Source organism: Anaerotruncus sp. 1XD42-93 (genome assembly GCF_009917605.1).
GTDB lineage: Bacteria > Bacillota > Clostridia > Oscillospirales > Ruminococcaceae > Anaerotruncus.
This window is the reverse complement of the sequence record NZ_QZEG01000070.1, coordinates 1-12,967: the sequence shown is the minus strand read 5'-3', so window position 1 is coordinate 12,967 and position 12,967 is coordinate 1. Positions and strand designations below refer to the sequence as shown.

Sequence of the window (12,967 nt, the reverse complement as noted above, 5' to 3'; positions counted from 1 at the left end):
TTGTGTCGTCGCTCACGAGACAGCTTAGTTATAATATCACGTTCCCCTTTCTTTGTCAACACCTTTTTTCAAATTTTTTTAGTTTTTTTGCCAATATTTTTATAGATACCCTGTAAAGCGGCATGAAAAGGTGGTTTACGGGAATCCCGCGCACTTGATTTTCCCGGAAGTTTAGGCTAGAATGAACCTAATTGATAGACAAGGTGGTACAAAAATGCCGATTAAAATTCCGGACAGTCTGCCTGCCTCGCGGGTGCTCGACCAAGAAAACATCTTTGTAATGACCGAACACCGGGCGCTTCACCAGGACATCCGCCCATTAAAAATAGTGATCCTGAATCTGATGCCCAAAAAAATTGAAACCGAAACCCAGTTGCTCCGCCTGCTGGGGAACTCCCCGCTCCAGGTAGATATAGAACTACTGCAAACCGAGTCCTATACTTCAAAGAATACCCCATCCGAGCACCTGTTCAAATTCTATAAAACCTTCCGTGAGATTCGGGACGAGCGGTTTGACGGCATGATTATCACCGGCGCGCCGGTAGAGCTGCTGGCCTTTGAGCAGGTCGAGTATTGGAAAGAACTCTGCGAAATTATGGAATGGAGCAAAACCAGCGTTTATTCGACCCTGCATATCTGTTGGGGGGCGCAGGCCGGGCTTTACTATCACTATGGTATCCACAAATACCAGCTTGATCAAAAGATGTTCGGCATCTTCCAACACCGTCTGCTGCTGGAAAACCACCCGATCACGCGCGGGTTTGACGAACTGTTTGATGTTCCGCACTCCCGGCACACCACGGTAAAACGCCGCGAGATCGACCGCGTTCCCGAGCTTGAAATTCTCGCTTCGTCGGATCAGGCAGGGGTTTATATGGTAGGACGGCGGGACGGGCGGCAGTTTTTCATCACCGGGCATTCGGAGTATGACCGCGAAACCCTTGGGAACGAATATTTCCGTGATCTTCAAAAGGGGCTGCCGATCAATATGCCGGACCACTACTTTCCGCACAACGACCCAAGCCAGAAGCCGGTATTCACCTGGCGCGGACACGCAAACCTGCTGTTCTGCAACTGGCTGAACTATTATGTTTACCAGGCGACCCCATACGATCTGGATGAATTACACGAACAAGCTGAATAACTGCCCTGAAAACGGGCAAACCTCCCAGCAGGACAAAAAACTGGTTGGGAGGTTTTTTAATGACTCGAAATCGGACGCTTGGACGGCTGGACCTCGCAGTGCTTCTGGGGACCGCGTGTGCGGTGATCCTTGCAAATATCGCGGCATTTGGGATGGAGTGCGAAACTTTGCGGCAGGATGTGGTGCGTCTACATATTCTGGCCAATTCAGACAGCGCCTTTGATCAGCAGATCAAGCTGCGGGTGCGGGACCGTATTTTAAACGACGTGGGCAGTGTATTTGCGTCGCCCGAAAGCCAGCAGGACGCCAAACAGGTTGCAGAACAGAACCTGCCCGCGATTGAGGCGGCCGCGCGGGACGAGCTGCGGCGCTGCGGGATCGACGAACCGGTACGGGCGGAGCTGTGCCATATGTATTTCAATACCAGGGAATACGAAGCCGGTTCCCTTCCGGCGGGCGACTATGATGCAGTCCGGGTAACAATCGGCGCTGGCGCGGGGAAAAACTGGTGGTGCGTCATCTATCCGCCGATCTGCCTGGGCAGCGCGATGGCCGAAGGGAATCCCGAACTAGAAGAGATCGAACATCTGAACAGCGAACCTCTCTTTAAACCCAAACTGGCGGTTGTGGAGCTGTTTGAATCCCTGCGCAATACCGATTCTTAATACATCCTTTCAACCGGATTCTGTAACTATGCAGAATCCGGTGTCTTTTTTATAGGTATCAGGCAATCATTGACAAAAGCTGCAATCTGGTGGTAGACTTGATTCTGGCAGGGATGGTGCTGCCGTGGAAAAGGCGCCATCTCTCAAAAATACATTCAGACAAGGAGCGATCACTATGAAACTGATTCAGACGGATAAGGCCCCGGGCGCAATCGGACCTTACTCCCAGGCATTCGCAACCAACGGACTGGTCTATACCTCCGGGCAGATTCCCGTAGACCCTGCCAACGGGGAGGTTCCCGAGGGGATTGCCGCCCAGGCTGAGCAGAGCTGCAAAAATGTGGGTGCCATCCTGGAGGCCGCAGGCAGCGGTTTCGACCGGGTGATCAAAACCACCTGCTTCCTGGCAGATATGGGAGATTTTGCAGCCTTCAACGAGGTCTACGCCCGCTATTTTGTTTCCAAGCCTGCCCGCAGCTGCGTAGCCGTAAAGACGCTTCCCAAAAATGTCCTGTGTGAAATCGAGGCTATCGCTGAAGTATAAGGGCCTGCATTCATAAATCAAAAGAGAGAATCCTCTATGCGAATAAACTCGTCAAGGCCGAATGGTTGTGTATACAGGTTCTCAGTGTAATTGAGATGGAAGGGAAGTCGGATTATGAACATCAGGCGTATATGCGCCCTCTATTTCAGCCCTACCGGCGGGACCGAAAAGATCGCCCGTTTTGTGACAGAAGAGCTGGCCCGGCATCTGGGCGGGGAGCCGGCCTACGTCGACTTCACCAGACCGGAAAACCGGCAGTCTGAATACCGCTTTGCGGAGGACGACCTGCTGGTGATGGCGTCCCCGGTCTATGCTGGGCGGCTGCCAAATAAGCTGATGCCCGTCTATGCGTCCAGCATTTTCGGCAGCAACACCCCGGCAGTTCCCCTTTGCGTATTCGGGAACCGGAATCACGACCAGGCACTGCGGGAGCTGGTGCTCCTGTTGGAAGGGAACGGCTTTCAGATCGCAGGGGCCGCAGCTTTCGCCGGACGCCATGCGTTCTCGGACAAGGTTGGCACAGGCCGGCCCGATGGCGCTGATCTGGAGCAGATGCGTGTATTTGCGGCCAAAGCAGCGGAAAAGCTGTCCAAGGATGCGCCGCTGCCCCCGCTGGACATCGACCGCAGTGAGATCGGCCCTTATTATACCCCTCTGAAAGAGGATGGCACCCCTGCAAAATTCCTGAAGGCCAAGCCGCTCGCCGATCCCGGTAAGTGTGTCCATTGCGGAACGTGCGCCCAGGCTTGTCCGCTGCACAGCATCGACGCGGGAACCCTGGAAGCTGTCGGTCTGTGCATCAAATGTCAGGCATGTGTGCGCCGCTGCCCCAAAGGGGCCAGATATTTCGAGGATGCCGACTTCCTCTCCCATGTGTCCATGTTGGAGCAGAACTACACCGCCCGCTCGGAGAATCAGCTGCTTCTTTAAAAAACATTTTCTCTTTGCAAGTGGGCTTTTTACAAAGTAAAAAGCCCACTTTTGCCATCCCTTGGACCATCCGCCCATCACAGAATATATTTGGAGCGTGATCCTGAAAATCTGATGGATCTTGTGAAAGAGCTGCCTGTCTTTGTATAATTAAGAAAAAAACTATAAATCTGTAATCTTGAGGGATATTATGAAAACAGGGATCATGAAGGATTTTTCCATCCAGATGAAAGAGGGTCTTAATTATGAAGCACTTTAAATCTGTTTCCGCAGTGCTTGCGGTACTGGCGGCACTCTCCTGCTGTGCACCCGCCCCCAAGGATCAGCCGGAGCACTCTTCCGCTGTATCTTCGATGTCTGACGCATCCGAGCCGGACACATCCTCTGCCCCGGAGGCCCCTGCGGGCCCGCTGTTGGCAGGGCGCGCGCCCAATCTCAAACCATTCCCCTGTGAACAGGGGACCGGCCCGGAACAAGTGGTGGAGCAGCTCTCCCAGCTGACCGGCTGGGACCTCACCCTTTCGCGGCCCCCGGTTCCCAAGGGAGACGGATTGTCGGTCTCTTTCGCGCCGGAAAGCTCGCTGTTTGCCGGGCCGCCCAACCCACAGAAGGACCAGTTCCATGTCTTTGACGCGCAGGACCTGGTTTACAGCATCCTCGACAGCGTGTCCGCCTCGCTTCAAAGCGTCTGCGGGGTTTCGGAGGTCTATTTTACAGCCGCGGACGGAGGCGACCTTCAGTTTGAAGCGGGCGGTTATGCGTTTGTCTTTCCTGCGGGCCAGCCATATGAAGTGGATGTTCCTCAGGGGACAGCCTCTGCCGGTTACATACGGCACACCATTCGGTTCCCGGCCTATCAGGGCGGACGTACCGAAGCAAATGCAAAGATTTACGACATCCCCCCGTTCCAGCTCTCGATCGACCTGCCCGACAGCTGGACGGTACGAAACCCCGACGAGGAACTCTATTCGATCCCGACCACTCCGGTGGAATTTTATGAGGGGGATGCGCTGGCAGGCTCGGCCGGCTACCACATTTTTAAGATTCCCGAAGGGATAGATGAACGGACAGCGGCGTTTTACCGCGGTGTCTACAACCAGATTATGCTGGGAAGCCGGGCGACCTGGGACATCGAGTACACCCCCATTTCCGAAACCGAATCGAGCCTGACCGCAACCTGCTATGCGGGTTATGTCCCCGCCGACGAGGCGGACGGACAGCCAGCCGAGGAGGAGGAATGGGTCCGCCGGCAGGCGATCCTTTCTTATAACACAGACCTGTTGGTCTATGTCGCGATTGCATTTGGCGAGACGGAGATCCCGGAGGAACAATGGCAGGCGATCGCGAAATCGGTCCAGATCGAACCCCTGTAAAAAACAGCGTATGCCCGCGATCTTCCGATCGCGGGCATACTTGCTGCACACATGTTTACGGGCATCTATTGGCCCGGAAAAGGTCGAGCAAACCGTTTGCTTTTCCGCCGAAAACCGGCAGTTACATCCGGATCAGGCTGGAAAAGAGGATCCCCAACGCACGAAAGAAGGTCATCCGCTCAACCGATCCCGCAGCAACCAGCCTGTATTCACACAGATCGCTCTCCCCCACCTTGACGACCACCTTGCCGACCGTCTGCCCCGATTCGACCGGGGCCTCCAGTTCTGGGAGCAGGTCGGCCTGCTGGGTGATCGCGTCCTTGTCTGCGATCCGCACGACGACCGCTCCTGGCGGCTCACATACGACGTCCACCATCTGCGCAATCCCGTGTTTGACCGGGATCGGTTCGATCCCCTCGACCACCGGCAGCTCGACCCGCGCATAGTTGGCGAACCCATAGTCGAGCAGGCCGCGCGCCGCCGAAAACCGTTCAGCACTTGTCGCGCTTCCGAGGGTCACCGCCACCAGTGAAAGCCCTCCACGGGTCGCGCTCGCGGAAAGGCAGCTCCCCGCACCATCGGTCGTACCGGTTTTCAGGCCGGTGCACCCATCGTAAAACCGGACCAGTTTGTTGGTATTCACAAGCTGGGTCTCCCCGCCCCGCAGTTCGCTCATCCAGACGCTCGAATACTCCGAGATCAGCGGGTACCGCAGCAGCACCCTGCTCATCTCCGCGATGTCCCGCGCGGTGGTCACATGCCCCTGCGCATCCAGCCCGGTCGCATTGACGAAATGGGTGTTGGCCATCCCCAGGCTCTGCGCCCGCTCGTTCATCATCCCCACGAACGCCTCTTCACTCCCCGCGACCGCTTCCGCCAGCGCAACCGCCGCATCGTTCGCACTGGAGATCGCGGTCGCCTTGAGCAGGTCGTCTACCGAGAGCTGCTCGCCCTCCTCAAACCAGATCTGGCTTCCGCCCATTGAGGCGGCGTGCGCCGAACAGGTAATCATATCATTCAGCGTGAGCTTTCCTTGGTCAATCGCCTCCATCGTCAGCAGCAATGTCATCACCTTGGTGATCGACGCAGGCGGCAGCTGCTCATCCGGGTTTTTCTCAAACAGCACTCGTCCGCTTTCCTGCTCGATCAGGATGGCCGAACGTGCGGGAAGGCCGTCGTTGACCGGGGCAGCAGTTTCAAGCGCAGTCATATCGGGCAGGTCCTCCGCGTGGACCGCCAGCCCCGAAACGCACAAACAACAGAGTATCAGACAGATCATCCATGCAGCCAGCCGTTTCCCCATAAGTTTACACCTCGTTACAGTTCAGAATACTAAAGATATATGCGGGGACGTCCGAAGAAATGAGCTTTTCCGGATTTTTTCTGCGGCTGTCAGACCGGCTCGAAAACATTCCGTAAATTTTTAGCCTGTCCGGCTTGCAATGGATGGATAAATCGGGTACAATATGTGTAAGAAATACTCCGCATCAAGCGGGTCAGGTTGTGCGAATTATACAAGCAATGCGCAAACGCAGAAAGGACAGGATCACAATGGCAATGAGACTGAATACACGCCATCTGAAAGGGTTTGTCAGCGAACATGAGCTGGCGGCGATTGAGCCGCAGGTACATGCCGCCCACAAGCTCCTGACCGAAAAATCCGGACTGGGGAACGATTTCCTTGGTTGGACCGACCTCCCCACAGCATATGACAAAGAGGAATTCGCGCGGATCAAAGCGGCTGCCAAAAAGATCCAGGCCGACAGTGATGTGCTGATCGTCATTGGGATTGGTGGTTCCTATCTGGGAGCGCGCGCGGCGATCGAGCTGCTCAAATCCCCGTTTTATAACAATATGAAGAAGGACACCCCCGAAATCTACTTCGCGGGCAACAACATCAGCGCCGATTATCTGAACACGATCATCAGCCTGTGCGAGGGCAAACGGGTATCGGTGAACATCATCTCCAAGTCGGGCACCACCACCGAGCCTGCGCTGGCGTTCCGGGTATTCCGGGAGATGCTCGAGAAAGAGTACGGCAAAGAGGGCGCCAAAGAGCGGATCTATGCCACCACCGACAAGGCGCGCGGCACCCTGAAGGAGTTGAGCGACCGCGAAGGCTACGAGACATTCGTGATTGCGGATGATGTCGGCGGACGGTACTCGGTGCTGACTGCGGTGGGCCTGCTGCCGATGGCGGTCGCGGGCGTGGATATCGACGCAGTGATGGGCGGCGCACAGAAAGCGCTGGAAGAGCTTTCTGTTGATGATCTCGAGAAGAACGACTGCTATAAATATGCAGCCCTGCGCAACATCCTCTACCGCAAAGGCAAATCGGTCGAACTGCTGGTCAGCTATGAACCGTCGTTTGCGATGATGAACGAGTGGTTCAAACAGCTCTACGGTGAGAGCGAGGGCAAGGACAATAAGGGTCTGTTCCCGGCGTCGGTGATCTTTTCGACCGACCTGCACTCGATGGGCCAGTTTATTCAGGAAGGCAGCCGCACCATGTTCGAGACGGTTGTTTCGATCGGCAAACCGCAGCTTGACTTCTTCGTGAAAGACGATCCCGAAAATCTCGACGGGCTGAACTTCCTCTCCAACCAGAACATGTCGGTTGTCAACCAGAAGGCGATGCAGGGCACCATTCTCGCGCATACCCAGGGCGGCGTCCCGAATATGGTCCTTGAAGTGCCGATGATCAACGAGCACGAGTTCGGCTATATGGTTTACTTCTTTGAGCGCGCCTGTGCGATCAGCGGCTATCTGCTGGGGGTCAACCCGTTTGACCAGCCGGGTGTGGAAAGCTACAAGAAGAACATGTTCGCCCTGCTCGGCAAACCGGGCTATGAGGATCAAAAAGCGGAGCTTGAGGCGAAACTCAACTGAGCACCTGTTTCCCCTCAAAACCACCTAAAAGGTTTACCCGATTTTCTCAAAAAATCGCGGTTTCCAAAGGCAGAGCCTTTGCCCGCGCTCCGCACTGCGGGCCGCAGCAGACCACACTTCATGCGGGACAGGCGCGGAACGCCTTATTCACAAATTTGTATTTTAAAGAAAGATGGAGGACTGATTTCATATGATTAAACTGATTGTAGGACATAAAGGTTCTGGAAAAACCAAAGCGCTGATTGGGATGGTCAACGATGCGCTCAAAACTTCCAAGGGCAACGTTGTCTGCGTCGAGAAGGGCGACACCCTCAAATTCGGCCTGAGCTACCAGGCGCGCCTGATCGACATTGACCACTACGCGATCAAAGGCTTTGACGCGTTCTATGGCTTTTTTGCGGGCCTGTTCGCGGGCAACTATGACATCACCGAAGTGTTCGTTGACGCAACCTTCAAGGTCGGCGGCCATGACTATGAAGCATTCGGTCTCATGATCGACAAGCTGGTCAATCTGCTCAACGAAAACGGCGCAACCATGACTTTCACCGTCTCCTGCGATAAGGAGGACCTGCCCGAGCGTGTCCACCAGTATATCATCTGATGTTGTGTTGCTGCTCCCATGCTTGAAAGCCATCCTGTTTTCAAGCATGGGGCAGTTTCCTGCAAGTATGCTGTCTATGCCTGTTGATCAGAGGAAAGCTGCTTAAATCCACAGAGCAGGGATACCGTTTTTCACCCACGGTATTCCTGCTCTTTTGTTTCTTCCGCCAAAGCTGCCTTTGGTCTGGGACTCTCTTCTAATAGTTGTAATCCGGCTCGATGCCATACTTTTTGATATACCGCCAAAGGGTTGTCTTGCTCACACCCAGCTCCTCGGCAACCCTTTCCCGATTTCCCGAATACCTGCGCAGCAGTGCGGCGATCTCCACCGCCTTCTGATCCTTGTAAAGCACCACTTTCTCGGTCCCGGGCAGGGTTTTGGGGGTGATCTGCTCGACCTGCCGGCGCAGGAACACCTCGTCGATATTGCGTTTCTCGGTCAGCAGCACGATCCGCTCACAGACCCGGCTTAATTGGTCGAGATTGCCCGGCCAGTCGTAGTCGAGCAGGAACTGACGCGCACCCTGTGTCAGATGCACATAACGTTTGTACTTTTCCTGCCATTCATCCAGATAGAATTCCGCCCACGGAAGGATGTCCTCCCTGCGGCGGCGCAGCGGCAGAAGTTCCAGGCTCAGCACGCTCAATGCATAATACAGGTCGCCGCGGAACTCGTTGCGTTCCACCCGCGCCGCCAGGTTCACACAGCTGGAGACGATCACCCGGACGTTGGCTGCTACCGGACGGTTGGAGCCGTTGTGCAGGAACTTTCCCTGCAGCAGGTTGAGCAGCTTATACTGCATCTCGAACGGCAGGTCCTCCACGTGGCTCAGATAAAGGGTGCCATCCTGCGCCAGTTCCGCCATACTGGTAGGGGTCTCCTTTTTGGTGGTATAGTTGCCGAACAGCATGGTATCCAGCGTATCGGGCAGCCAGGCGCTGCAATCCAGCGGAACGAATGCATTGTTGCGGGCAAGGCTTTCGTTGTGCAGGCACTGCGCCATGATATCTTTCCCGGTGCCCGCCTCCCCAGCCAGCAGTACGGGTGCATTGTATTTTGCGATCCGCTTGGCCAGCGCAATCGTCGCCTGTACCTCCTTGTTGCACGCCTGTGTCTTATCGAAGGTATACTTGGCGATGTAACCGCGCTGATACAGCTCCCGGCGCAGTTCCCCGTCCATCTCGATGACCCTCTTGCCCTCCTGGAAGGTCAGGATTGCGCCGTCGATCTCCCCATCCACGCGGATCGGCGCCAGGTTGACAATCGCTACTTTATGTTTGATGTCCATCAGGAAGGCGTACGCCTCTTTCCCCTGAAAGAGGGTATCCTCCAGGACCTTACGGTTGAAGTTGGGAAGAACGGCGGTCAGCGTCTGTCCCAGCAGATCGCTGGGCCGCCGCTCCAGCAGATCATATCCCGCGCGGTTAACCCGCAGGATGACCCCATTGCGGTCGATCTGCATGATCCCATTGAAGGTGTAGTTCAGCATGGTGTCCATCTCGGCGCTGTTGTGTTTTTCCAGATCAATGGCGTAACAGACGCGTCCGGCAGTTTCCAGAGCCGTCCGGAGGCTCTCCTCCCCCGAAGGGATGAACCGGCAGGCCATCCCCATATGGCGCGCATGTTCGCAGGAGATATCTCCCCCAATCACCGCATTGCAGCCATCCTGATAAGCCTGTTCGGTGGCAGGGGCCAGCCCGGCGGTGTCCTCCACCATATAAAGGCGCAGATCAACACCGAACAGCTGGTTGAACTGGGCGGTATCGCAGAACATATTGGCAAAACCGACCAGCCCAAGCCGTGGACATGCAATCCCCAGCTCCCTTTTCAGATCGAGCATCACCATCCCCAGTTCCTGGGTGGTCACACGGATCTCGACCAGCGGCATACGCAGATTGCTGCGCTTGACGATCTGTGCCTGTGCGCCGCGGGCCACGACCAGTTCGCAGCCCTGGCTTTCCAGCTCCCGCACGCGGGATTCGACCAGTTCCGTTCTGGTGAATTCCAGACACATCACCGTAAAATGTTTGGATGCTCTTTCAGCCAGAGGGCGCGCCAGCTCGCATATCTCCCGATAAGGGACCAGAATCGCCACTTTTGCCATAGGGATTCTCCTTTTCCTGTTGTTGGGTTCTGGAACCATTTTACCCCGTCCGCCCGCCGGCTGTCAACCTGCACCGGCAGACGGAAAAAGCCGGGTGCAGAACACCCGGCTTTTCGTTGGTTAGGAGGACCAACTTTATGAAGAAAGAGAACAAGCGGATAGAGCGGGATCAGCGGCCGAGTTTGAGCCCGGTCAGGTGCTCATAATACTGAGCGATTGCGCTGTGGTCTTTCTGACCGCCTTCGTTGTTGTGCAGCCACTGCATGATCTCCTGAACCTCGGCGGTCATCGGAACCGGAGCGCCGACCGTGTGCGCGCAGTCGAGCGCGTTGTTCAGGTCTTTGATGTGCAGGTCGATCTTGAAGCCCGGTTTATCGTTGCCTTCAATCATCATCGGCGCTTTTGCATTCATGACCGTTGAACCGGCCAGACCGCCGCGGATCGCCTCGAACACCAGCTGCGGGTCCACGCCGGCCTTCTGCGCCAGTGTCAGAGCCTCGGCCAGCGCCTGGATGTTGCACGCAACGATGATCTGGTTGGCCAGCTTGGTGGTGTTGCCCGCGCCGACATCGCCGCAGCGCACAACAGAAGCGCCCATCGTCTCGAGCAGGGGTTTGAATTTGTCAAAGACTTCCTGCTTGCCGCCGACCATGAAGCTCAGCGAACCGTCGATCGCTTTCGGCTCACCGCCCGAAACCGGCGCATCCAGCATATCAATGTTTTTTTCAGCCAGCACCGCAGCAATCTCCTTGCTGGCAACCGGGTTGATCGAGCTCATATCAATGAATACAGTGCCCGGCTTCATGTAACCGGCAACACCGTTTTCGCCCAGCATAACGCTCTTTACATGAGGGGAGTTCGGCAGCATGGTCAGAACAACATCGCAGCTCTCGCCGATCTCTTTGTTGGTAGCGGACTTGGCGCCAGCCGCTACGACCTCTTCGACAGCAGCGGTATTCAGATCGCTGACCAGCAGGTCGGTGTAGCCGCCCTTCAGGATATTTTTCGCCATCGGTTTGCCCATGATTCCAAGACCAATCAGACCAATTTTCATAGTTGCTTACCTCCATTATTTTGCAGATGTTTTCCTTTGCTGGTTCTCATTATAAGGAGTCCGCGCCAGTATCTCAAGGCTCAAAATGACCAAATTCCCACCTGATATTTTTATCATTCCATAAACCTTTCAAATTTTAAATCTATTTTTTCAAAACCTCGAAACAACAGTTTCAAATCTTCCGGGAACCGGTTTGCAACAACCGTTTGGGCAGAGTATAATGGAAGCACCTGAAAAGAACCCGCATGGTTTTCTTCACGCCTGCGGCAGCCCCGCCGTAGGCGCCAGGCGCACACACCGCAGTTTGGACTGCTCTGACAGCAAGATCAGGAACATAGATACAAACCAAAGCGAAAGAAGGTAGATTTTTCATGGCATTCATCACACAGAGCGGCGCACCCGCCGGCCCGGTGGGACAGGGGACATGGTACCTCGGGGAGAATCCTTCCGCATTCGCGGATGAACGCAACGCCCTGCGCACCGGCATCGAAGCGGGCATGACCCTGATCGACACCGCTGAGATGTACGGCGAAGGCGCCGCCGAGGAACTGGTGGGCAGCGCGATCCAGGGGTTTACGCGGGAAAGCCTCTATCTTGTGAGCAAGGTCTATCCGCACAACGCCGGGCGCGCCCACATTTTCACCTGCTGCGAAAACTCCCTGCGCCGGATGCGCACCGATTACCTGGACCTCTATCTGCTCCACTGGCGTGGTTCGGTGCCGTTCGCCGAGACGGTCGAATGTATGGAAGAGCTGAAAGCCAAAGGCCGCATCCGCGCCTGGGGGGTCAGCAATCTGGACACCCGCGACATGAGGGAACTGATGGCGCTGCCCAAGGCGGGCGGCTGCGCGACCGATCAGGTGCTCTACCACCTGGGCAGCCGCGGGATCGAATATGATCTGCTGCCGTTTTTGCGGGAGCGGCAGATTCCTGTGATGGCCTATTGCCCGCTGGCGCAGGCCGGACGGCTGCGGCGCGGCCTGCTCGCCAATCCGGTGATACAGAAGATCGCCTTTGCGCATGACGCCACTCCGGCGCAGGTCCTACTCGCCTTTCTGCTGGCACAGCCAGGCGTGGTCCCCATTCCCCGCACCGGGCGCGCCACCCACACGCTGGAAAATGCGGCTGCTGCGGAACTGAAGCTGTCCGGCAAAGAGTTTGCCGCGCTGGATAAGGCGTTTCCCGCGCCCACCCGGAAGGTCCCTCTGGACATCCAGTGACGATTCTCGGGCAATCGAACGCGGCTTTAGAGCCTGTTCATCATCTAAAGTTTTACTCAATTTTTTTGCTCCGGCCCAAGAGCCGGCGTTCTGCGCCGGTTGGCCTATGCACGCCGCTGCGGCGGCAGTCAAAAAATTGCGGGGCCGAGGGGCAGTGAGGCAACGGAAGTTTGGGTTCCAGACCAAACTTCCGGGGCGCAAGCACCCTTCTTCGGGGGACTTCTCGGGCTTTCAGCCCGAAGCGCGCTTCGCGCGACGCCCCCTCAGTTTGCCTTACGGGCGAGGGGTCAGCGCCCCCTCCCCGTAGGCCCCTCCCTTCCGGGCCGGGTGCCGCTTTTCTCAAAATTAAAGTTTTATTCAACTCTTTTGCTTTAGGCCTTGTTTGAAAAATAGGGAAGGATGAGCTAAATCAACAAAATAGCGATAGCGGCAATATAAACAAA

The 12,967-nt window shown here is 56.0% G+C and carries 11 protein-coding genes; 8 read left to right on the top strand and 3 right to left on the bottom strand.

Going from position 1 to position 12,967, the window contains the following annotated elements:
* The first annotated feature begins 214 nt into the window (after positions 1-214).
* The 5 genes from metA (at position 215) to D5269_RS15635 (ending at position 4,656) form a co-directional block, all read left to right on the top strand.
* Positions 215-1,144, top strand: coding sequence for a homoserine O-succinyltransferase (gene metA, locus D5269_RS15655; RefSeq protein ID WP_120486732.1), 930 nt, complete (start codon positions 215-217; stop codon positions 1,142-1,144).
* 59 nt (positions 1,145-1,203) lie between these two features.
* Positions 1,204-1,809: a stage II sporulation protein R gene (locus tag D5269_RS15650; protein ID WP_016316890.1), complete on the top strand. Its 606-nt coding sequence runs from the start codon at positions 1,204-1,206 to the stop codon at positions 1,807-1,809.
* A 175-nt stretch (positions 1,810-1,984) separates the two neighbouring features.
* Positions 1,985-2,353, top strand: a complete 369-nt coding sequence (locus D5269_RS15645) for a RidA family protein (RefSeq protein WP_120486731.1) — start codon at positions 1,985-1,987, stop codon at positions 2,351-2,353.
* 114 nt (positions 2,354-2,467) lie between these two features.
* Complete coding sequence (locus D5269_RS15640) at positions 2,468-3,283, top strand: 4Fe-4S binding protein (protein WP_120486730.1); 816 nt, start codon at positions 2,468-2,470, stop codon at positions 3,281-3,283.
* Between the two features lie 245 nt (positions 3,284-3,528).
* A complete protein-coding gene (locus D5269_RS15635; RefSeq protein WP_120486729.1) occupies positions 3,529-4,656 on the top strand; it encodes a hypothetical protein in 1,128 nt (375 codons plus the stop codon).
* A gap of 121 nt (positions 4,657-4,777) precedes the next feature.
* Here D5269_RS15635 and D5269_RS15630 read toward each other — a convergent pair whose 3' ends face one another.
* Complete coding sequence (locus D5269_RS15630; protein WP_016316894.1) at positions 4,778-5,959, bottom strand: D-alanyl-D-alanine carboxypeptidase family protein; 1,182 nt, start codon at positions 5,957-5,959, stop codon at positions 4,778-4,780.
* 248 nt (positions 5,960-6,207) lie between these two features.
* Between D5269_RS15630 and D5269_RS15625 the strand changes: the two genes are divergently transcribed.
* The gene (locus D5269_RS15625) at positions 6,208-7,545 is read left to right on the top strand and encodes a glucose-6-phosphate isomerase (RefSeq protein ID WP_016316895.1); all 1,338 of its coding nucleotides are present in this window, start codon (positions 6,208-6,210) and stop codon (positions 7,543-7,545) included.
* Between the two features lie 190 nt (positions 7,546-7,735).
* Positions 7,736-8,146, top strand: a complete 411-nt coding sequence (locus D5269_RS15620) for a hypothetical protein (protein ID WP_016316896.1) — start codon at positions 7,736-7,738, stop codon at positions 8,144-8,146.
* A 196-nt stretch (positions 8,147-8,342) separates the two neighbouring features.
* On the opposite strand, the gene D5269_RS15615 is transcribed toward D5269_RS15620, so the two are convergent.
* Both D5269_RS15615 and garR read right to left on the bottom strand, forming a co-directional pair.
* Entirely contained in the window at positions 8,343-10,250 is a 1,908-nt protein-coding gene (locus tag D5269_RS15615; RefSeq protein ID WP_158605030.1) for a sigma 54-interacting transcriptional regulator, read from the bottom strand.
* A 169-nt stretch (positions 10,251-10,419) separates the two neighbouring features.
* Positions 10,420-11,304 carry a 2-hydroxy-3-oxopropionate reductase gene (garR, locus tag D5269_RS15610; RefSeq protein ID WP_016316898.1) on the bottom strand — a complete coding sequence of 295 codons (885 nt, stop codon included), beginning with the start codon at positions 11,302-11,304 and terminating at the stop codon, positions 10,420-10,422.
* Between the two features lie 371 nt (positions 11,305-11,675).
* Here garR and D5269_RS15605 point away from each other — a divergent pair, with 371 nt between their 5' ends.
* The gene (locus D5269_RS15605; RefSeq protein WP_016316899.1) at positions 11,676-12,524 is read left to right on the top strand and encodes an aldo/keto reductase; all 849 of its coding nucleotides are present in this window, start codon (positions 11,676-11,678) and stop codon (positions 12,522-12,524) included.
* The last annotated feature ends 443 nt before the right edge of the window (positions 12,525-12,967 follow it).